This window comes from Petralouisia sp. (assembly GCF_056822245.1).
The window spans coordinates 32,809-53,373 of record NZ_JBQIOP010000028.1; the positions used below are offsets into that span (position 1 = coordinate 32,809).

Genomic DNA, 20,565 nt, shown 5'->3' on the forward strand with positions numbered 1-20,565 from the left:
CCTGCCGGTTCCAAAGAAAGGAGCAGGCAATGAGCGAATTATTATATAACAAGTCAAAAGCAGTAGAAGAACTGAATAAAGTGGAAGGATTTTATCCTCTGGAACTTGCCAGAGTTATTTCTAATGAAGGGCAGGAGGAACAACGGTATCTGGATGTGAAATATCGGAAGCTGTGGTTCCGTCTGGTAAATCCTACAGGCAAGATTATCAGCCGGATTGTTCACTTTACTGAAAATATGGCAGTCGTAGAAGCCAGAATTTATCTGGATAAGTGTGATCAGGAAGATAATTATATTGCAAATTCCTTTTCACAGAAGTTTCGTACAGCAGATACACAGTTTGGGGATAAATTTCTTGAAATGGCAGAAACAGCGGCAATTGGGCGAGCTTTGGCAGATGCGGGGTATGGCCTGCAATTTGCTGATGTAGGGGAAGGAAATGATCCAATGCAGGTAGATGCAGGAATTCCTGTAAATCAGGGAACACAGATGCAGACTGCGATGCCAGCACAAACCCCTGCATCAGGAATGCAGCAGACTCCCAATCAGTCAGCAGGAACCATGCCATCATTTCCGCCTCAAGCAACTCCGGGGCAGCAGATGATGGAACAGTTTTATCAAGAAGCACAAGCCAATGGAAATACGATTGGCGGGGGAACGGGTACAGGACAGATGACAAATCCGGTAATGATTCCGGCAACTGGATCTGTACCAGTTATGCAGCAGATGCCTTCTAAGCCGCAATTTCTGGATCCCAATATGCCAGTGGAAGAACTGGTGAAAAGGATGAGTTATGAGCAGGCAATACAAGTAGCCGTAACAGGACAGGGAAAATTTAGTGGAAAAACCATGGGACAGGTTGCAATAGAAAGTCCTTCCAGCTTGCAATGGTTCGCAGAACAGTATCATGGACAGAACCATTTCATACCGGCGGCAGCCAAAGTAATTCTTGCAAAGGCATAGCAAATAGCCGGCTTAACATTCTTTCCACAGCCAATAAAGGCTGTGGAAGAAAGGAGGAACCATAGAGTGTATGATATGTCAGGCTTTAGCTACGATATCACAGATGTCGTGCATTTACTGCAGCTTAGAGTACGGCATAAAAATTCTTCGTCAATGGATGTGAATTGTCCATTTTGTGGAGAAACAAAAGGGAAAATGAATGTTAATCTTCAGAAAAATGTGTTCCGGTGTAATCGGTGTGATGCTTCCGGCGGAATGCTGGAATTATACAGAAGACTGCATGGTGTTTCCAGTGCAGAGGCAAACCGACAGATCCGGGAAGCTCTGGGAAAGGGGGAATACCGAACGGATTATCAGGTGGTTCATAAAGAAGAGCCTGTAGAAATTTTCAATGCCGAGTTAGCGGATGCAGATGTCATTGACCGAACATATCAAGAAATGTTGTCGTTATTGACCTTAAATGATAAACATCAGGAGGATCTTAAAAAAAGAGGGTTGACGAAAGAACAGATCGAGATACAGAGGTATCGTAGTGTACCGTTGTTTGGAATTAAAAATATGGTACAAAAACTGTTGGAATCCGGACAGACGGTAAAAGGTGTGCCGGGATTTTATGAAGATCAAGATGGGAAATGGACAATTAATTTTACTTCTAAAAATTCTGGGATTTTGATACCGATTCGATCCATGGAAGGAAAAATACAAGGATTTCAGATACGGTTGGATCAGGTAATGGAGGGACGGAAGTATATCTGGCTTTCCAGTGTGAAATTCCAAAATGGAGTATCATCAGGGAGTCCGGTACATGTCATAGGAAGTCTGGACGCAGAACAGATCTATTTAACAGAAGGTGCATTAAAAGGTACGATAGCCCACTATTTATCTGGAGATACGTTCATTTGCGTTGCTGGTGTCAATCAGTACAGAAATTTAAAGCCAGTTTTGGAAACGCTGAAAAGCAGGCATCTGCAGCACCTATATGAAGCTTATGATATGGATAAAAAAATGAAGGTATATTGTGATGGGGATTCTGAGAAATGTGATGCCTGTCAACGTAAACCAGCCACTTTTTATTGTCCGCATAAGATGCAGAAACGGCAGATTCTACAGAACGCTTGTAGAAAGGTGTATGAAATCTGTAGTGGATTGTCTATTTCCATGAGCCGTATGGTTTGGGACATGGATTCTTATGGTGAGTGGAATGGGCAGATCAAAGGAATTGATGATTATTACTATGTATTGAAAAATACGGGGTGAATATGGACCGGGCAAGTTGTCCGGTCTTATGGAAGAGGAGGATTCGATGAAACGAAAGAAAATTTACGGCATATTTATGCTTGTAGCCATTGCTGTTTTTTTATTTGCAGGAGGAAGGATACTGCAAATTTATTTGAATTATCAGGAAAGTCAAAAAGTCTATGAGCAGATGAAAGAGTTTACACAAAAGATAGAGAATCAAGACCTGTCACCAGAAGCGGTTCCAGGGGAAACGCCAGAGGAGGTCGCAGAGCAGGGATTCCTACAGGTGGATTTTAACAAGCTGGAAGAAATCAATCCAGATGTCATTGCATGGATTGAGATTCCTGGCTTGGAAATTAGTTATCCGGTAGTCCAGGGTAGGGATAATGACTATTATCTGCATCACCTGATTACGGGAGAAAATCATAAAAGTGGCAGTATTTTTATGGACTTTCACAACCAGGAGGATTTATCAGACAGAAATTCCATTATTTATGGGCATAATATGAAGGATGGGAGCATGTTTGGAACCCTGGATCAGTATCAGTCACAGGCACTTTATCGAAACTATCCCTGTTTTTATATGTATGTGCCAGGATATATTTATGAGTATCAGATTTTTTCCTGTTATGCAGCACCGACGGATCATCCAGCATATACTTATGATTTTCCTACTTCTGAGGACTATGAAGTTTTTCTGGAAACACTACAAAGAAGTGCTGAGTATAACACAGGGATGACAGTTACCAAGGAGGATCAGGTAGTGACCCTATCAACTTGTGTAAATACCCGAAAGGATTATCGCTATTTAGTACATGGAAAACTGAAACAGAAAATAAAAATGGAGGAATAACAGATGTTAGATTTTGAATATGCAAAGGTATTGGCAGAGGTTGTGCTGGATACAACTTGCAGCGAAAAAGAAAGAGAAGTACGGCTGGAGTGTTTAACCCAAATATTTGGCAGAGCAAATGCTTATTTAAAGAAAGGCTTCTTACCCGATGTGGTAGAGGCTTTTTTTGTGCGAAAAATGGAAGGTTTGCCACTGGTATCGACAAAGCAGGATATGCAGGATTTTTTGAAAGTCAGTACACCCCATTATTTTGGCGGGAAATTTACAGTTAGTAATATTCCGTATTATTCAGAGGAAGAAGAACTGCTACTTTGGTCAGAAACATCACTTCGTGGTCCATTGATTACAGCCGGATACGAACGCTATATGGAACTGTTTAAAAAGATTTTGCCTCAAAAGGCAGAACAGATTAATTTTTTATAGGAGAAGGAATATGTACATACAAAAGAAAGATTTAAAATATCAGGATTGGGCGTTTGCCCAGCGGAAAAATCTGCCTTATGAAGAAAAGGTAAAACTGGCAATACGCCGCATTGAAGAATGGAATGAGTTTTGGGAAGGACAGGTATATTTAAGTTTCAGTGGAGGCTTAGATTCTACTGTTTTGCTGGCTTTAATTCGGATGACTTTGGGAAAGGAAGTGCCGGCAGTATTTTGTAATACAGGGCTAGAATATCCGGAAATTGTTTCATTTGCCAGAAAAGCAGCATTATATGGGGCATTTGAAGAAATACGTCCGAAAAAGAATTTCCGGCAGGTTATATTGGATGAAGGTTATCCTGTAATCAGCAAAGAAAATGCTGCTAAAATAAGAAAATTGCGACATGGAAATTTATCAGAACGTTACCGTAATTATCTATTAAATGGTGACGAAAGAGGAAAATTTGGTATGTTGCCTAAGAAATGGCAGAGATACATAGATGCTCCATTTGAAATTTCTGAACGTTGCTGTGATATTATGAAGAAGAAACCATTCAGGCAATATGTGAAAGAAAAAGGAAGGGTTCCTTTTATTGGAATTACCCAGGACGAGTCCTTTCGCAGGGCTCATCAGTATGAGAAAACAGGCTGCAATGTATATACAGATTCCATGGTTAAAAGCCAACCGCTTGGACCATGGACAAAGCAAGATATATTTCGCTTTGTCTATGAACACCTAGGAAAACAAATTCCGGTAAAAGGTGGAACTTCATATCCATTTGAAATTTGTAGTGTATATAAGGAGGTCAAAAGAAACCTACAGGGATATTATCAGCTTACGGGAGAACAAAGAACTGGCTGTATGTACTGTTGTTTTGGTGTTAATCAGGAAGAAGAACCCAACCGCTTTCAGAGAATGATGCTAACCCATCCAAAGTGCTATGCTTTTGTATGAAAGCGGTGGAGAAAGGTGGGCTGGGATTAAAGGATGTGCTGCGATACATGGAGATACCGTATGAAACTTGGGAATCCGTTGGTCAGATGTGCCTGAATTTTGATGAAGATAGAATTGCATAGGAAAAGAAAGCACCTGTCTGTAGCAAAATGCTGCAGACAGGATATTTTTTTGAAAAAAAGTTGCTTTGTACGGAAGCTCTGCGTACAAGAGAAGTATAAAGAAAAAAGGAGAGATGATTTTATGATAAAAAAAGTTCGGATTGCGGTAGACCATGGCAATAGAAATATGAAAACCTGTTCCCAGGTATTTACGACAGGGCTTACCATTCAGGATAAAAAGCCTGCCAGAGGGGAAAAGTTCCTGTTCTATGAGGGAAAGTATTATGTGCTGAGTGAAAATAGGATTCCTTATCAAAGAGATAAAACGCAGGATGATCGGTTTTTTATCCTTACTCTATTTGCAATCGTAAAAGAGCTGGAGGAAAACCCTCAAATTCAACCAGGGGATGTCATTCAGGTGGATCTTCCGATTGGGCTGCCACCCAAGCATTATGCAGAACTTTGTGAACGGTATGAAGCATATTTTAAAAGACAAGGGAAAATCCATGATATCAATTACTGTGGTAGTACATATCATATCACCATTGGAGAGGTAATGGCATTTCCGCAGGACTATGCGGCTATGATGACTATGATTGAAAAGCTGCAGCAGATTCCCAAAGTAGTAGGAATTGATATAGGAGGATTTACTACAGACTATCTTCTGATGCGGAAAGGTAATCCGGATATGGAAGCCTGTGATTCCATGGAAAAAGGCGTGATTACCATGTATAACAAGATTATTTCAGGGATTAACAGTGAATATGATATTTTGTTAGAGGAAAGTGATATTGACAGTATCCTTCAGGGAAACACAGAGTTTTATGAAGAGGCTGTAGTCCGTATGACAGAAGGTATGGTGCAGGATTTTGTAAAAGATCTGCTGAACAGTATTCGAGAAAGAGGTATAGATACCAAAGCAGCATATACGGTATTTATTGGAGGCGGGGCAAAGCTATTGAGCCATTTCCTGGAACAATCAGACCGTCTGGGGAAATATACCTTTATTGAGGATATTTCTGCCAATGCCAAAGGATATGACAGACTGTTTCAGATTATGTAGAGGAGTGTGATAAATGTGGAGAAAAAGAATCCCTATAAATTCACACTTGGATTTGATAAAACAAAGCCGACACATGTACGTGCGGCAGAGATTTTAAATTCCGTAAGGGATAAAGCCGACTTAATTGCATCAGCAGTGGTTGCTCATATAGATGGCGGCAGTACAGAAAAAGGGGCTGTATTGAACCAAGAAGCTTTGCAGATTATGATGTTGGAATTGGTAAAGCAAGAAGTGGAAAAAGCAATGCAGAATTATTTTTCAAAACAGGAGAATGTTCAAGTGGAAGAAGAAACAGAGGAAGATGTAATAGAGAAACAGAAGATATCAGAATTTGTCCTTGCACCTGAAGTTGCCAAAAGCGTTAGAGATGCAATGAGTGCATTTAGAAATAGATAGAAAATAAAAAAGAAGCATCGGATTTTTGAGTGCTTCTTTTTTGTTGCACATTTATGCCAGTTCACAGGAACCTCACAGATTCCGCACAGGTTTCTCACAGATTTCATCCGTATAATCAAAAATCAGATATTGTCAGAAAAAAGCTTAATTGAGTGTATCCTTTTCTTTCAATGCAGAAAGAAGCCCACGCAAGGTGCGTAGGGCAATTTGCCGCTCGTCTTCAGAGCAGTTTTGCAGTTCTTTCATAATCTGATAGGTAGTAGTGTCTGGTTCTTTTCGCTCATCCTGAACAGCTGCATCAATTGAAATATCCAGAAATTGAGCAATCGGGATTAAAGTTGCAAGTTCCGGATTGCCATTACAGGTTTCAATATCCGAAATGGTTCGGGTGGACACACCGGCTTGTTCTGCAAGTTTTGCTTGTGACAGACCACGCCTTTCTCTTTCACTTCTTACCATATAGCCTAATTTTTTCTTGACGGTATCCATCAGCATCCGCATCACCTCACTTATTGTTTTATTTTATCGTAGATTGATAGTAAGAGAAACGCATTATAGTGCATGAAGATACGCAATATAATGTGGATTGCGGGGCAGGAGAACCTACAAAGGAGGAGCATCCATGCTACAAGGAAAGACAAGGCATTTGTGTAGTGATTCGTCAAAAAAATCTTGTTTTTGCAGGGGTGCCAAAAGGGTTATTTATATGCAGTATATGCGTTAATCTATGAAGTCACTGTGCAGGATGATGCATGGGATAAGAAAGATGTCGAGCCAGAAGAAATGTGGTTCGGCGTTTTCTTTTACCAAAATAAAAATATCTTTCACAGATGCAGATCTCCACCTCTGAAATTTGGAAACTTATTGATTTCAAATTTCGGAGGTAGAAAATGAAAGAAGAACAAAAATATAATGGATCTAAAACAAGAAATTATTTCACTGCTTACTTGTTGGCATCTATAAGGGGAAAAAGACTTCGGTATCTGGAAAAGCAGCAGAAAATATTATTTGCAGAGGAAAATCTGGAAGATAAAGAATATACAGATGCGGATATTTCTCCAGAGGAAAGGCTGGAACTGGAGCAGAAAGAACAACTGCTTATGGAAGAAGCACAGGGGATATATCCAGAGTGGAACGAGATGACGGACATAAACCTTATGGAAGCCATGTTTTCATTGCAGGAGGAAGAACGAAAGCTTATCTATCAGCATGTCTTTGAGGAGCGTACTTTTAAGGAGATGAGCATCTTAAATCAGATGACGGAAGAACGCTGTAAAGGTGCATATTATTGGGCTATCCGCAAAATACGAAAGAGAATGGGAGGAAAGAAATCATGAATTTTAAAGAATTGTTATATCGGGCAAGACAAGGGGATGAAGATGCTATTCTGGAAATATTTGAAATGTACCGACCACTCTTGATTAAAAATGCCTTGGTAGATGGAATCTTTGATGAAGATCTGTACCAGGAATTGACAGCAGAATTGTTGAAGTGCATACGGTATTTTAGGGATGTAGATTAGAATTATAGGAGGTGTAGCGGTATAATCCATACACCTCCCTAGCATATTCTACCATTTTTAGTAAATGGATTACATAATTATAATTGCCAATTAGGCAATAAAAAACGCAATTGAAACAAGAATACTAGACGGGATAAACTAAAATCCCCTAATATAGTAAAAAATAGTAGGAGGAAGTTTCGATGGAGATGAACCAAAAAGAATGTGGAATAGTGTGCAAAGAAAATGGTACGGAGCAAATAGAAAAAGTAACAGAGGAAGAATGGAAATTATTAAAACAATATAGAAATTTGTGTGAAGAAAATAAATTAACCATCAACATTTTGATCCAGCGATTATTAGCACACGAGAAAGGCAGGGAATAAGTTGATTAAAGTAGCATTATGTGATGATATTATTGACTATAATAAAAAAATGGAGAGTTATATCGAAAAATATGGAAATGAAAATCATGTAGAAGTCAAAATTACTTCGTATGGAAGTGGCAGTCAGTTATTATTGAATTATCAGAAACGAAAGTTTGATGTTATATTTTTGGATGTGTCTATGCCTGAAATGGATGGATTTGAAACAGCAGAGGAGATTCGGAAGAGTGATACTGATGTTTCAATCGTTTTTTGTACTTCTTATTATACAATCACTAATGCAGGGAAAGGCTTTGAAGTTGCGGCAGAAGATTTTTTATCAAAACCTTTACTGTATAGAAAAGTTGAGAATATCTTAAACAAAATATATAAAAAGAAATTGTTGAATGCAGAGGAAAAATTATTTTTGAAATGCCACGATGGATTGATTACGCTGCAACTTTCCGATATAATCTATATACAAACAGAAAACAAGCTGTTGATCTTACATACAATTCATGGAGATGTGCAAAGTAGCCAAAGAATGAGTGAACTGGAGAAGCGGTTAAGCAAAAAGCAATTTTTTCGCTGTCATAATAGTTATATGGTCAATTTTGATTATGTTGAAGGGGTTAAGAAAGATAGTGTGTTAATCAAAGATAAAGTTCAGAAGTTAAAGACTATTCCAATAAGTAAATATAAGAAAGAAGAGTTCATGAGAGCATTAGCTAGATATGTGGGAAAATGGGAAAACTGAAAATCTATGTCAAAAATATGTTGATTTATACAAAGAATATTGTTGTATGGAAAAAAATGGATTATAGTCCTCATATACTAAACAGAAAGGAGAAAAAACATGGTTAATACTGAAACAACAGAAGAGTTCGTAAAAGAACTGGATTTAACAGAGGAAGAAATAGAAAGTTATACCGGATGTTCTGAAAGAACGCAGAGATGTTTAACTGATTGCCCATGGCCATTTCCAGGGGCATACATTAATGAAGCTAGTTAAAACAAAGAACCGTGTAGCCTATCGGATATGATAGTCTGTGCGGTTTCTTTTTTGGAGGAAAGTATATGTATACAATTACTTTAGAAGTAAGCCAAATATGTAATTTGCGTTGTACATATTGTTATCTTGGAAGAAAGACAAACCAAAAGATGTCCGAACAGATAGCATACAAAGGATTGGAAATTGCATTTTTAAATGCGGAAAATCATAGAGATCGAAGATTATGGGTGGATTTTGTAGGTGGAGAGGCACTCTTAAGTCTTTCATTTTTAAAGCATTTGGTGGATTATATAGAGGGGCAGGCATTAAAAAGAAATATTTTAGTGACATATTCTATCACGACAAATGGAACTATTTTAAATGATGAGATTTTAGCATGGCTGATTAAATATAGAATTCATTTAAAAGTAAGTATTGATGGAGATGAGGAAACCCATAATAAAAACAGAAAGAGGATTGATGGTGTTGGAAGTTATTCTAATATTATTGAAAACTGTATGTATTTCAAAGAATACGAGAAGAGAACCAAGCAATATATTCAGGCAGCACATGTTGTTACACAGAATAATTATGGGGAAACATTTGAATCTGTTTGCCATTTAGTTGAAAATCTAAATGTTAGCATAGTGGATTCTTCTATTGATGTTATGAATAGATGGACAACCGATCAGTTGGATGGTTTGGCTGATGAATGGGAAAAAGTATTACGTTACTATTTAAAAAGGAAAAAAGCAGGAAAAGCATTTCTTTGGGGACCAATTTTAGATTTGAAGAAATACGGAGAAAATAATGGAGAATCAGGATTTTGTGGTGTAGGTCTTATTCAAATATATATAAAGGTGGATGGGAGAATCTTTGGTTGTGCGGCAAATTTAGAAGATAGTGGGTGCATTGGAGATGTTGAAAATGGATTGTCTAAGGAATGTATCAAAAGATTGAGGAAAATAGGAAAAGAAGGTAATATGTGTTCAAAATGCAGCTTTTCTGTGAAGTGCCAAAGCAAAAATTGCATCATGAACAGTTTGGCATATAGTGGAACAGTAGGTGAACATAATCCTGATATGTGTTATTTTGAAAGGAAAAAGAGGAATCTATGGGAGATATATGCTCCTCAATTATAATTTTTTGAAAATAAAACTTGAAATATGGGTAAAAATACGCTATTTTTATTATAAATACCAACTTATGAAGTGACTGGTAGTAAGTGTTTTATTATATTGATGTGGTGGTGAAAATGAATATAATTAGGCGAAAGAGAAAGGAATTGGGGATTTCTCAAAAAGAATTAAGCGAAAAGTTAGGTACGAGTCAACAGACAATCAGCAGGATTGAAAAGGCAGATATTGAAAATATTCCCTGTAGCTTATTGGTGAAACTGGCAAATATATTTGACATACCAATAGATATTTTGGTATATGGAGATAATAGTGATTTGTGTAAAAGTCAAATTGAAGAATTATGGGATGTTTTTCAAAAGTTAGATGAGATAAATAAAGCTACGTTATTGTTGATGGGAAGAAGGCTAAATGAAGCACAGATGGAAAATATGCTGAAGAAGCAGATAGGTGATATGAGTGATAAAAATAGCGATATGTGATGATGAAAAATATTTTGTAGATACAGTTGAAAAAATGCTAAAAATTTATGCAGAGAAAAATGGTAAGGACTTTTGTATAAAAAAATATACAAAGCCGTTGCAGTTAATGGAATCTTTAAAAGAAGAATTTCAAATTTTCTTTTTGGATATAGAGATGCCTGCGATGGATGGCATGGAGTTGGTGGATATTATCCGCAGACATGATGAAAAATCAATTATTCTTTATGTATCATCTCATAATGAATTTTTAGGGGTTGGATATAAGTATGATGTCCAAAATTTTATTACAAAACCAATTACACAAGTACAGATTAATTGTGAAATGAATAGAGCATTAAGAAAACTAGAGTCATATGAGCAAAAATACATAGCAGTAAAGAATGAGAAAGGATACTTTAAACTATTTCTTTCCGATATAGAATACATTGAAACCGTGAAACGAAAGGTTTTATTTCATCTACGAAATGGAAATCAGGAAGATGGATATTTTAAAATGAGAGATTTAGAAGAACGCTTGGAAAAATACTATTTTGTACGTTGTCATAATGGTATTATTGTAAATGTCGATTGTATTGAATCATTACATGATCTTACCATTACACTTTATTCCGGAGCTAAAATTTATATTACACGTTCTAGAAAACAAAACCTAATGAAAAAAATGGCAGAACGGGGAGGAAGTGTGTAGTGTGTATGCACAGAGTATTATAAAGAATCTTTTTTCAATAATTAATATTTTTCTGATTACATATTTGTTAATTGATAGAAAAAACAATCAAGAGTATCGAAAGAAAAATTGGTATTCCTATGTTTTGTGTATTGGAAGTATTTTTCTGGTGCGGGTAATGGAGAATGGGGTATCCATACATATCGTTTATAATTATATTACGATTGTGATTATTGTCATGTTTATAGGACATTTTTTATTTCAACGGAATATGAAATATTGTATTTTGATAGGCAGTATTTTCTTATCTATTTCGTTATTAGGGCAATTACTAAGCAGTATTTTCCTATATCCATATAGTGGAAATAGAGTATTAGCTGAATTACCAGGAATATACCAAGTGGTGATGATGGTAATTGCAGAAAGTGTTATTATTGCCGGATGTTTGACATTAAAGAAAATTATAGAAAGAATTCCACCGCATTTATCAAGCATTAATGTGATGACAATTTTCATCCCGTTATTGCTTAATATTATAGTTATGGCAGTATGTACCGATAACCTATATAATGATAAAAAGGTAATTATTGGAAACATATGGTCAGTTATTACAATATCAATAGTTCCTATTGTTATGTTTTTAGGAACTGTCTGTAACATAGTGATTTTGGAGAACTACTTAAATGTAAAAAAAATCGAAAATGAAAAAAAGCTTCAAATAAGTGAGATGAGCTTGCAGTATGATTATTATATGAAACAATCGAAAGATATGGAAAATATCCGCAGGCTTTCCCATGATATAAAAAATCATTTGGAGGCATTGAAAGAAAATATAGAGCCAGAACAAAAAATAGAGTATATTAATGGTATTGAACGTAAATTAAATAAGTATCAAAGTTACTATAAATCAGGGAATACTTTTATTGATAATTTGCTTCATACGAAACGATTGGAGGCTATCGAAAAGGGAATTGAATTTAAGGTGTTTGCCGATTTTACAGAGTTTCGACAGATAAGAAATGAGGATTTATGTGTCATAATTTCGAATACAATAGATAACGCATTAAGAGAATGCCGGTTAATGAAAGAAGAAAATCCTATGGTAGAGTGTTTAGTACAGTTAAAGGCTAAAAAAGTAAAGGGGTTCTTGTCAATTTTATGTGAAAATAGCCTAAGAGATTCACAAGTACGTTATCTGCGAGAAAATGCAACACTGGAAACATCAAAGGAAGATAAGAAAAATCATGGGTTTGGTGTCAAAAATATTAAAAGTGTGGTGAAAGATTATGGAGGAGAAGTATCATTTAGTGTTTTAGATGATATGTTTTCTGTTTCTGTGATTATTCCGATAGAAATATAGTGTGACAAGATGGTGCTTATGGAAAATAAGTGCCATTTTTATTGGTCCAGGCAGGGCATAAAAAATGCAAACTAAACAAATTATATGTTTTTTCTTGAAGCAGGATGTAAAATAAAGAAAAAAGAAGAGGAGGCATGGGTATGCGAAAAAAAATGAAACTATTTATTGCCATGGTATCAGTGGGGGCTTTATTGGGAACAATGCCAGTTATGGCAGCGGAACAACCAGAACTTCCAACGAAAGTGCAGGATATTGCGAATGGTTCTGATGAACTTTACGGGGAAGGAGTTCCGATTGAGCATGGCACAAATCCAGATGAAAGATTTTCGTCTGGTGGGGTAGATCATACACATCAGTATATTGTTGCAAACGCACTTAAAATTCTGAGCAATGATAAAGGAAATAGTGCATTCAATGGTGAGCTGAACTCATCTATTCTTATGGAGGCAACCGACTGGCCGGATAAACTTGGAAATGAAACAGATGCAGGAACTTTTGCAGGACACTTTTATGATCCTGATACTGGAAAAAACTGGCTTGGTCAAAAATCTCCGACAGCTAGGACAAGAGCAGAGTCATATTTTCAGGCAGCAGTAAATGCGTATCGTGCAGGAGATGTACAATTGGCTATGTCAAACTTAGGAAAAGGCACCCATTATGTATCAGACTTAAATGAACCGCATCATGCATCGAACTTGACAGCAGTAAACAGCAATCATTCCGCTTTTGAAAAATATGTTGATAAAAACCGTAAATCTTACACAATAGCAGGAAATTCGTTTGGCTCATCCGTATATACAACCGCATTAAATACATCAACAGGAGATTTGATGTATTCCGCAGCAAAACATGCGAAAGGGCTTGCGGCGGATGCTCAAAAGGAAAGTTCCTATGATAGTGCAGGCAGACAATCTGTGCAGCATGCTATACAGACGGTAACTCAATATATGTATAAATTTGGAAAAGAAGTTGGAATCTATTAATAAGAGTTTTTCAGGTCTTGGTATTAAGAATATCGAGGCCTGTTTTTTATGCCATTTAGACACTAAAATACGCAAAATAATCAAAATATATGGCAAAATAGGAGAATTTGATTAAAATTGTTTTTAGTATATTCAAGAAAGGAGTAGACAGATATGTATAATTTCACATTATATATGACAACAGATTGTAATTTTAAATGTCAGTATTGTTATGAAGACTACCATAACCATTATCAGTTGAATGAAAAAACACTTGTGGACTCTTTGGAGTTTATGATGAATTATGGGGATAGGGGGAAAGTCTTGATTGATTTTTTAGGCGGTGAGCCTTTGCTGAAGAAAGATTTAATTTACCAGGCAGTAGCCTATATCAAAGATAATTATCCGGAAAGGGAAGTAAAGTATTATATTACTACCAACTGTTCTCTGATGGAGGATCGGTTCATTGCATTTATGAAAGAAAATCATTTTACAGTACGCCTTAGTTTTGATGGGAATAAGGAAACACATGATTTGAACAGAGTTGCGAAAGATGGAGTTTCTTGCTATGACAAAATTTTTGAGAATATCATGAAGGTAAAGGATAGTGGATTGAATTTTTCTGTAAGAATGACGGTCACAGAAAATACCATTCCGTATATGTTCGAAAACATCTGTTACCTGCATGAGCATGGCTTGGATAACATTTGTATGATTATGGATGTATATTTAAAAATATCTGATGAACTGAAGGTAGAATTTGAAAAACAGGTGGGACAAATTTTGCAGTACTATTTGGCTGAGGCAGCAGCGGGCAGAGTTTTTACTATAGATCAATTTGATGGAAAAATGTTTAATATGTTGTGTAACTTTGGAAACTGCTTTGGCATGTGCGATGCTGGAATTGGAAATTTCAAGATTTTTTCGAACGGTCAGATATACCCATGCGGATTTCTTACAAGTAATGAAAAATATTGTATAGGCAATATCAAGGAAGGTGTTGATATAAGAAAGGCAAAATTAATAGCAATGTCGAACTTTGATAAAACCGATCCGAAGTGCAAGGGATGCACAATACGAGATTTTTGTCATGGTATGAAATGCGGATATATGAATTTTATCAATACAGGGAAGATTAATGTACCATCGGATGCAGAGTGTATTTTTGAACATATCTTTTATAAGGCAATGGTGCAGATTCTTGAATATTATTTACAGCAGCCGATTGAAATAGTTAGAGAAAAATTAGGAGTGTATATAGACTATATCCAGGAGGAAGATTTAAAATTCAGTGAGTTCGGAGAGAAGATTGCCAAGAGGTTAAGTGATGAAAGGTAAACAAAGCCGCCCATACCTTGGATTTTTAAAAGAGTATGCTTTTAGGAAAAAGCTACTACCTTCCTACATTTTAACGATAGCGATAATTGTGTTAACAGCGGGGGTTTCTTTGGTGCGTCCGGAGCTGCAGGGAAAAGTGATAGATGATTTGGGGAATCCGCATAGTACCAGTTTATCTGCGTTTATGTTCCTTCTAGCTGTGTTCTTGGGAATGTTGCTACTGAATTATCTTATGAATTATGTACAGCGTTATGTTGTGGCTGTCATATCGGAAGAGATAGCTGCAGATATGCGACAAAAGGTAGAAGATAAATTATCAACAGTAAGCGTGAATTTTTTTGAGAAGATAAAGCTAAGTGACATTTTGCTGAAAGTAGATAAAGATGTTTCAGCAGTGAAACAATGTGGAATTACAAGTATTATCACATTGGTTTCCAATATTGTTATCCTGGTGGTTGTTCCTCCATATATGTTTTCTATCCATAAGGGAATTGCCGTATCCAATATTATCTTACTTGTCAGTGTTCCTTTTATTAGTAGAATCCTGGGGAAATTGATACAGGAAACCAGTGGTCAAGTATTGGAAGGATATAACAGCATCACGAATATTCTGACAAACACCTATGATAATTGGTTTATTACAAGACTCTTTCAATGTGGGCAATATGTGCATGATATGTACTTTGAAAAAAATCAGAAATACAAAAAAGAGACGAATCGCCAGAACTTGTTGTATATATTGAATACATCTACGATACTTGTGATTCAGTTTATAGGAACAGTCATAATTTGGGTAGTCGGTGCACAAGAAGTATTCAAAGGGAATATGACCATAGGTACCATTATGGCCTTGATGAACTACCAGACAATTATTATGAATCCTATTATTGGAATTGCACAGTTTGCTAACGAGTATCATACAGCCGTAGTTTCCTTAAAGGATATCAATGGTCTACTCCAGTATCCGGATCAGAAACAAGGAGACGGAAAGAAAGTAACAACAGTTAACAACATTTCCTTAGAAGAGATGAGCTTTTCTTATCCAGAGTCAAATAAGCAGGTATTTGACCGGCTCAATTTGAAGTTCGAAAAAGGCACTCTTTACGGAGTTCATGGAAAAAGTGGACAAGGTAAAAGCACTCTGTTCAAAATTATAACAGGAGTGTATCAACCGACAAAAGGAAAAGTAGTTGTGAACGACACAGATTTGCAGGAATTAGATATTAACAGCTATTGGGAAAATACAGGATATGTTATGCAGCGTACACAGTTCTTCAATGATACAGTAAGACGGAACATGGGATTACTACATATTGTTTCGGAGGAAGAAATGGATACAGTGGCAAAGTGCTTGGATTTGTATGATGAAATCCATACTTTAGAAATGGTATGGGATACCGAGATAAAGATAGATCCGTGCAATTTCTCAGAGGGACAAATGCGGCGTTTGGATATTATGAGGAATATTTTGAAAAATTCACAAATTCTGATTTTTGATGAAGCGACAGCAAATATTGATGAAAAACGAAGAGGGCGTTTTTATCAATTATTGCATGTGTTATCAAGGGAGAAAATTATTATTTTTTCTACGCACAATCTGGAAGAATTGCGAGAAGCAGATATTATTGTGGATTTGGAGAAGCTACATATAAGGCAGGTGAGTGAAAAGTGAGGATAGGTGTGTTGGATTCCAATGGATCTTTTGATAATCCTTTTTTTCAGGATAAGAAAATTGTAAAAATAGACTGCAAGTGGAAAGGTCAGGAATACAGTAAAGATACCTTTGGATTTACCCATGCGGAATATGTCTGTTCTTTTATTTTAAAGGAAAACCCAGAAGCTGAAATTGTTCTGTTACCCATTGTAAGGAAGAACAAAAAGAGTACGGTTCTGGATATGATAGAAGGTATTGAATTACTGATAGAGGAACAGGTAGACATAATTAATATGAGTATGGGAGATGAGTACAAATATCACAAAGAAATAGAGGAAGTGTGTAGAGCAGCTACAGAAAAGGGGATTTTGATTGTGGCTGCATATTCCAATCAGAAAGCAAAAGCAACCTATCCAGCTTCCTTCCCCTTTGTAATGGGGGTAAGATGCCTGGATATGGAGAACCCGGTACAAGTGCTTCAATATGATGAAAAGAAAAATGATGTAATTTTTTCTTGTGGGCTTTTCTTTTTATATCACTTAGGAATACCGGTGCTGCATCCAGGAAATAGCCTTGCCTGTGCTGTGGTAACAGGCTATTTGAGTAACTATGAGAAACAGTATCAACAGGCAATTTTACAGATTACTTTCAATACTTTGAATAACTATTATCCATATCAGACATTGAAGCAGAAACAGTGTTATTTTCTAACGAACCGTATAGAAGAACCTTTAGAGCAGCGTTTCATACGGGAAGTAACGAGAACAGAGAGATGTGATACTTTTGAAAGTGGAATGGAAAAATTGAGAAATATAAAAACAGCAGAACAGTATCCGGTGCTATTTATTGATCACAACAATTATCAGGAAATATGTGAGTATAAAGAGAGAATCAGGGTATATGCCATGGAACATCCGGAGACAGAAATTGTTTTGCGATATCCCTTATTTAATATGGTGGAAAGATTGGATTTCCAGAAGAAAACAAATAGAAATTTGAACCAATTTACAGTTTAGGAGGCAGGAAAATGTATACATTGTCATTAGAGATCATAAATAAGTGCAATTTGAATTGTACTTACTGCTATCTGGGCGAGAAGAAAAATACATACATGAGTTTAGAAACGGCTCAAAAGATAATCGATATTGCTGTGCATGAAGCAAATAAACAGCATGATCGGACACTTATGGTTTACTTTATTGGAGGGGAACCCCTTATGGCATTTAATCTGATGAAAGATGCGGTAGATTATACGAAGAAAAAATGCCAGGAAACAAACTTAATATGCAAGTTCAGTACTACGATAAATGGAACGTTAGTTACGGATGAAGTAATTGACTTTTTTGTGGAAAATACATTTGAGGTGAAGGTGAGTTTAGATGGTCCTGAGTATGTTCAGAATTTGAACAGGAGAGACTATGCAGGAAATGGAAGTTTTGAAAAAATCATGAAGAATCTTCCGTTATTGAGAAAATATGAGCAGGAAACAGGAAATCAGATTTCTGTAGCCAGTGTTGTGACAAGTAATAACTATCAATATTATGCAGAAAGTTTCCAATTTTTGCTTGATTTAGGAATTAAAAAATTAGAATCAGGAATTGATTATTATTGCTCCTGGAGTGATGAGCAGCTACAGAGGTTACGAGAACAGATAGAGAAGGTATTTGGCTTATATAAAGCATATATACAAAAAAATCAGGAAGTAATCTTCTGGAATCTTTGGGAACAATATCTGAAATCCTTCCTGATTCCATGTCCATTTTACGCATGTAAGGCAGGTTTGACAACTTGCTATGTAACAACGGATGGTGGGATTTATACTTGTGCGGAACTTCCAGAATTTAAAATCGGTTCTGTAGAAGCCGGGTTGGATGTTCCGAGGATTCGAGAGATTATTTACCTAGAGGATCAAGAGGATGCAATGTGTAAAGAATGTCAATATATTAGACATTGTAAAACAAGAGGCTGTCAGGTGGCAAATTATGAAATTCACCAGAATGTATATAAACCTATAAAAGTGAATTGTGAAGTGACGAAGTGGATGTATCATCTGATTCAAACAAACTTAACTGAAAAACAGCTTGAAAAGCTGAAACAAGAATATGAAAGGAGATATTTACGCCATGGAAAGTAAAATGAATGAGTTTATTAAGATTACAGAGGGAGAAAAAGTGGCTTTAATTGATCCGATAGGAAAAGTCTGCCTGGGGGTAAGTAGAAGATTTGCAGACAATTTAGATAAACCAGAGTTTCAGGAAAAGTTATTCCCTGTATGGAAGCAGCAAACTGAATTTATAAAGGAAATAGAGAATAATCATGAGAAAATCAATACGGTATATTTGATGGTAACCAGGAAATGTAATATGAATTGTGATTTTTGTGCGATCAGTGCAAACGACAAGCTTCGTCCAGAAAAAGAATTTAAGCTGGAGGATATACAGAATAAGGTGATTCCGTTCTTTCAGAAAAATAAACCACATAAAATGATTCTTACAGGTGGAGAGCCACTGATTAAAGATCAAATTGTGAAAATTGCAAAAGCATTAAGAAATGGTTTGACTTGCCCAATTACACTGCAGAGCAATGGTCTTGCTATTACCGAGGAATTAACAGAACAACTCAAAGGATATATAGATGAAATTGATTTCAGTACCATGCACATGTTTGGAACACCTGAAAAGGAGCAGCAGCTAATTAATCATATCGAGATGTGTCAGCAAGCTGGAATAAAAGTTGTCCTTAGTTTTATTTATGAGAAAACCAATGAAGTGGATTTGTATAGATTGATTGATATAGCTGCTAAATATGACATTGATGTTCTTTTTAATATTGTTTCATCTGTGGGTAGGGCGAAAGAAAACTCTGAAATTTTAACAGATATGGAACATCTTGATATGAACCTGAAGATAGCAAAATATATATTGAAACAGGGATACGAGAATAAAAAAATAGGGGGAGCCTTTTATCAAAGAATTCAGGTAAGAAATTCTTGTGGGGGTTATGGAAAAGTTATGGCAATTTTCCCAGAAGGCGATATTTACATGTGCCAGTGTATGGAGCAGAACCAGGTTCGAATGGGAAATATACTGTCCGATGAGCCACAGAAAATTTTACAGGAATTAGAAAATTTATTGAAAAAAGATGAAATTAAGAGATTGTTCTGCGCTGAACATAAAGAAATATGTAAAGAATGTGATTACCGCTATATATGTGGTGGACGTTGTATGGCATCAGAAGAACCCTATGATTACCGGTGTATTTTTTTAAAAGCAGTATTAAATTATGTATTGTTTCACTATGATTCTAAAGAAAATAGAAAGAAAAATTTAGAAATTTATATTGAGTATATGTCGGCGGTAAAGAGAAAATGGGAGAAAGAAGCCAACTAGGAAGAAAAAAGAGCAATTTAGACAAGAAATATAGATAAAAGGTATGTGAAAGTGTATACATATAGACATAAGGAGGTGAGTTCTATGGAAGAATTCAATACAGAAAGAAAATCCTCAGAACTTAACAAAGAGGAAGTAAGTGTTTACACTAATGATTGTGGTAACACAAGGTATGAATGCGTAACGGATTGTTTTGGGGTGTTGGCTCTAGTTACACCTATGGAGTAAGTATCGGAAAGTAGAAAGGAGATAATATTCTTATGGATGAATTAAAAGAAAGAGAAGCTCAAGAATTATCAAAAGAAGAAATTGACGTATATAAGGCAGATTGTGGAGAAATTCAAAATCATTGCAAAAAGGACTGCTTTGGTGGTGGATCATTTCTGAATCCGGATTATTAAAAAGGAGGGTTATTGTCATGGAAGAAAAGAGAATAGAAGTAACTGAAAACGAAGAGTTATTAAAAGAAGAAGTTGATATTTATGAATTGCCGGATTGCGATATCGTTCGTAAGAAATGTGAAAATGATTGCATTGGTGGCGGCGCTTTTTTAAATACAACTAAGTAATACATAGAAAAATATGGAAGGCTATTCGAGAAAATAAAATCGAGTAGCCTTTCATTGATATTACACCACTTTACAACTATTATAAATAGTGCTCCTTTTGCTGAACAAGGTATTTTAAGGCTTTCATAAGGGCAGATGATTTTATTATACTTTCGCTCTTTTT

26 protein-coding genes are annotated in these 20,565 nt (G+C 36.1%); 25 read left to right on the plus strand and 1 reads right to left on the minus strand.

Annotation, left to right across the window (positions count from 1 at the left end):
* Positions 1 to 29: 29 nt before the first annotated feature.
* The 7 genes from ACTO17_RS12155 (at position 30) to ACTO17_RS12185 (ending at position 5,989) form a co-directional block, all read left to right on the plus strand.
* On the plus strand, positions 30 to 962 hold the full coding sequence (locus ACTO17_RS12155) for a hypothetical protein (protein WP_172537383.1): 933 nt from the start codon (positions 30 to 32) through the stop codon (positions 960 to 962).
* A gap of 75 nt (positions 963 to 1,037) precedes the next feature.
* The gene (locus tag ACTO17_RS12160) at positions 1,038 to 2,219 is read left to right on the plus strand and encodes a CHC2 zinc finger domain-containing protein (protein ID WP_482558126.1); all 1,182 of its coding nucleotides are present in this window, start codon (positions 1,038 to 1,040) and stop codon (positions 2,217 to 2,219) included.
* Between the two features lie 46 nt (positions 2,220 to 2,265).
* Entirely contained in the window at positions 2,266 to 3,054 is a 789-nt protein-coding gene (srtB, locus tag ACTO17_RS12165) for a class B sortase (RefSeq protein ID WP_482558118.1), read from the plus strand.
* 3 nt (positions 3,055 to 3,057) lie between these two features.
* Complete coding sequence (locus tag ACTO17_RS12170; protein ID WP_482558119.1) at positions 3,058 to 3,477, plus strand: hypothetical protein; 420 nt, start codon at positions 3,058 to 3,060, stop codon at positions 3,475 to 3,477.
* 10 nt (positions 3,478 to 3,487) lie between these two features.
* Positions 3,488 to 4,429: a phosphoadenosine phosphosulfate reductase family protein gene (locus ACTO17_RS12175; protein WP_256282732.1), complete on the plus strand. Its 942-nt coding sequence runs from the start codon at positions 3,488 to 3,490 to the stop codon at positions 4,427 to 4,429.
* 243 nt (positions 4,430 to 4,672) lie between these two features.
* Positions 4,673 to 5,593: a ParM/StbA family protein gene (locus ACTO17_RS12180; RefSeq protein ID WP_138271367.1), complete on the plus strand. Its 921-nt coding sequence runs from the start codon at positions 4,673 to 4,675 to the stop codon at positions 5,591 to 5,593.
* Between the two features lie 15 nt (positions 5,594 to 5,608).
* On the plus strand, positions 5,609 to 5,989 hold the full coding sequence (locus tag ACTO17_RS12185; RefSeq protein ID WP_243102546.1) for a stage III sporulation protein AF: 381 nt from the start codon (positions 5,609 to 5,611) through the stop codon (positions 5,987 to 5,989).
* A gap of 144 nt (positions 5,990 to 6,133) precedes the next feature.
* Here ACTO17_RS12185 and ACTO17_RS12190 read toward each other — a convergent pair whose 3' ends face one another.
* Complete coding sequence (locus ACTO17_RS12190) at positions 6,134 to 6,484, minus strand: helix-turn-helix domain-containing protein (protein ID WP_118331594.1); 351 nt, start codon at positions 6,482 to 6,484, stop codon at positions 6,134 to 6,136.
* A gap of 395 nt (positions 6,485 to 6,879) precedes the next feature.
* Between ACTO17_RS12190 and ACTO17_RS12195 the strand changes: the two genes are divergently transcribed.
* The 18 genes from ACTO17_RS12195 to ACTO17_RS12280 all read left to right on the plus strand — a co-directional run bounded on the left by ACTO17_RS12195 (position 6,880) and on the right by ACTO17_RS12280 (position 20,402).
* On the plus strand, positions 6,880 to 7,326 hold the full coding sequence (locus ACTO17_RS12195) for a sigma-70 RNA polymerase sigma factor region 4 domain-containing protein (protein ID WP_119199830.1): 447 nt from the start codon (positions 6,880 to 6,882) through the stop codon (positions 7,324 to 7,326).
* The gene (locus ACTO17_RS12200) at positions 7,323 to 7,511 is read left to right on the plus strand and encodes a helix-turn-helix domain-containing protein (RefSeq protein WP_005342248.1); all 189 of its coding nucleotides are present in this window, start codon (positions 7,323 to 7,325) and stop codon (positions 7,509 to 7,511) included. The genes ACTO17_RS12195 and ACTO17_RS12200 overlap by 4 nt, the downstream gene beginning before the upstream one ends.
* Before the next feature lie 182 nt (positions 7,512 to 7,693).
* Positions 7,694 to 7,876 carry a hypothetical protein gene (locus ACTO17_RS12205; RefSeq protein WP_005342250.1) on the plus strand — a complete coding sequence of 61 codons (183 nt, stop codon included), beginning with the start codon at positions 7,694 to 7,696 and terminating at the stop codon, positions 7,874 to 7,876.
* A 1-nt stretch (position 7,877) separates the two neighbouring features.
* A complete protein-coding gene (locus ACTO17_RS12210) occupies positions 7,878 to 8,612 on the plus strand; it encodes a LytR/AlgR family response regulator transcription factor (RefSeq protein WP_114002297.1) in 735 nt (244 codons plus the stop codon).
* A 99-nt stretch (positions 8,613 to 8,711) separates the two neighbouring features.
* Positions 8,712 to 8,867 carry a hypothetical protein gene (locus ACTO17_RS12215; protein ID WP_054337519.1) on the plus strand — a complete coding sequence of 52 codons (156 nt, stop codon included), beginning with the start codon at positions 8,712 to 8,714 and terminating at the stop codon, positions 8,865 to 8,867.
* 65 nt (positions 8,868 to 8,932) lie between these two features.
* Positions 8,933 to 9,988: a radical SAM protein gene (locus ACTO17_RS12220; protein WP_482558120.1), complete on the plus strand. Its 1,056-nt coding sequence runs from the start codon at positions 8,933 to 8,935 to the stop codon at positions 9,986 to 9,988.
* Positions 9,989 to 10,101: 113 nt separating this feature from the next.
* A complete protein-coding gene (locus tag ACTO17_RS12225; RefSeq protein ID WP_172538399.1) occupies positions 10,102 to 10,464 on the plus strand; it encodes a helix-turn-helix domain-containing protein in 363 nt (120 codons plus the stop codon).
* Positions 10,442 to 11,152, plus strand: a complete 711-nt coding sequence (locus ACTO17_RS12230; protein ID WP_172538398.1) for a LytR/AlgR family response regulator transcription factor — start codon at positions 10,442 to 10,444, stop codon at positions 11,150 to 11,152. The genes ACTO17_RS12225 and ACTO17_RS12230 overlap by 23 nt, the downstream gene beginning before the upstream one ends.
* A gap of 1 nt (position 11,153) precedes the next feature.
* The gene (locus ACTO17_RS12235) at positions 11,154 to 12,491 is read left to right on the plus strand and encodes a sensor histidine kinase (protein ID WP_114002298.1); all 1,338 of its coding nucleotides are present in this window, start codon (positions 11,154 to 11,156) and stop codon (positions 12,489 to 12,491) included.
* Positions 12,492 to 12,631: 140 nt separating this feature from the next.
* The gene (locus ACTO17_RS12240; protein ID WP_226824568.1) at positions 12,632 to 13,474 is read left to right on the plus strand and encodes a zinc dependent phospholipase C family protein; all 843 of its coding nucleotides are present in this window, start codon (positions 12,632 to 12,634) and stop codon (positions 13,472 to 13,474) included.
* Between the two features lie 153 nt (positions 13,475 to 13,627).
* Positions 13,628 to 14,791: a radical SAM protein gene (locus tag ACTO17_RS12245; RefSeq protein WP_482558121.1), complete on the plus strand. Its 1,164-nt coding sequence runs from the start codon at positions 13,628 to 13,630 to the stop codon at positions 14,789 to 14,791.
* Entirely contained in the window at positions 14,781 to 16,463 is a 1,683-nt protein-coding gene (locus tag ACTO17_RS12250) for an ABC transporter ATP-binding protein (RefSeq protein ID WP_482558122.1), read from the plus strand. The genes ACTO17_RS12245 and ACTO17_RS12250 overlap by 11 nt, the downstream gene beginning before the upstream one ends.
* Positions 16,460 to 17,461: a S8 family serine peptidase gene (locus ACTO17_RS12255; protein WP_482558123.1), complete on the plus strand. Its 1,002-nt coding sequence runs from the start codon at positions 16,460 to 16,462 to the stop codon at positions 17,459 to 17,461. The genes ACTO17_RS12250 and ACTO17_RS12255 overlap by 4 nt, the downstream gene beginning before the upstream one ends.
* A gap of 11 nt (positions 17,462 to 17,472) precedes the next feature.
* Positions 17,473 to 18,579: a radical SAM/SPASM domain-containing protein gene (locus tag ACTO17_RS12260; RefSeq protein WP_118331601.1), complete on the plus strand. Its 1,107-nt coding sequence runs from the start codon at positions 17,473 to 17,475 to the stop codon at positions 18,577 to 18,579.
* Entirely contained in the window at positions 18,569 to 19,834 is a 1,266-nt protein-coding gene (locus ACTO17_RS12265) for a radical SAM protein (protein WP_482558124.1), read from the plus strand. The genes ACTO17_RS12260 and ACTO17_RS12265 overlap by 11 nt, the downstream gene beginning before the upstream one ends.
* A gap of 84 nt (positions 19,835 to 19,918) precedes the next feature.
* A complete protein-coding gene (locus ACTO17_RS12270) occupies positions 19,919 to 20,062 on the plus strand; it encodes a hypothetical protein (protein WP_482558125.1) in 144 nt (47 codons plus the stop codon).
* Between the two features lie 32 nt (positions 20,063 to 20,094).
* Positions 20,095 to 20,235, plus strand: coding sequence for a hypothetical protein (locus ACTO17_RS12275; protein ID WP_172538636.1), 141 nt, complete (start codon positions 20,095 to 20,097; stop codon positions 20,233 to 20,235).
* 17 nt (positions 20,236 to 20,252) lie between these two features.
* Positions 20,253 to 20,402 (plus strand): hypothetical protein, encoded by a 150-nt coding sequence (locus tag ACTO17_RS12280; RefSeq protein WP_172538635.1) that lies wholly within the window; start codon positions 20,253 to 20,255, stop codon positions 20,400 to 20,402.
* Positions 20,403 to 20,565 lie beyond the last annotated feature (163 nt).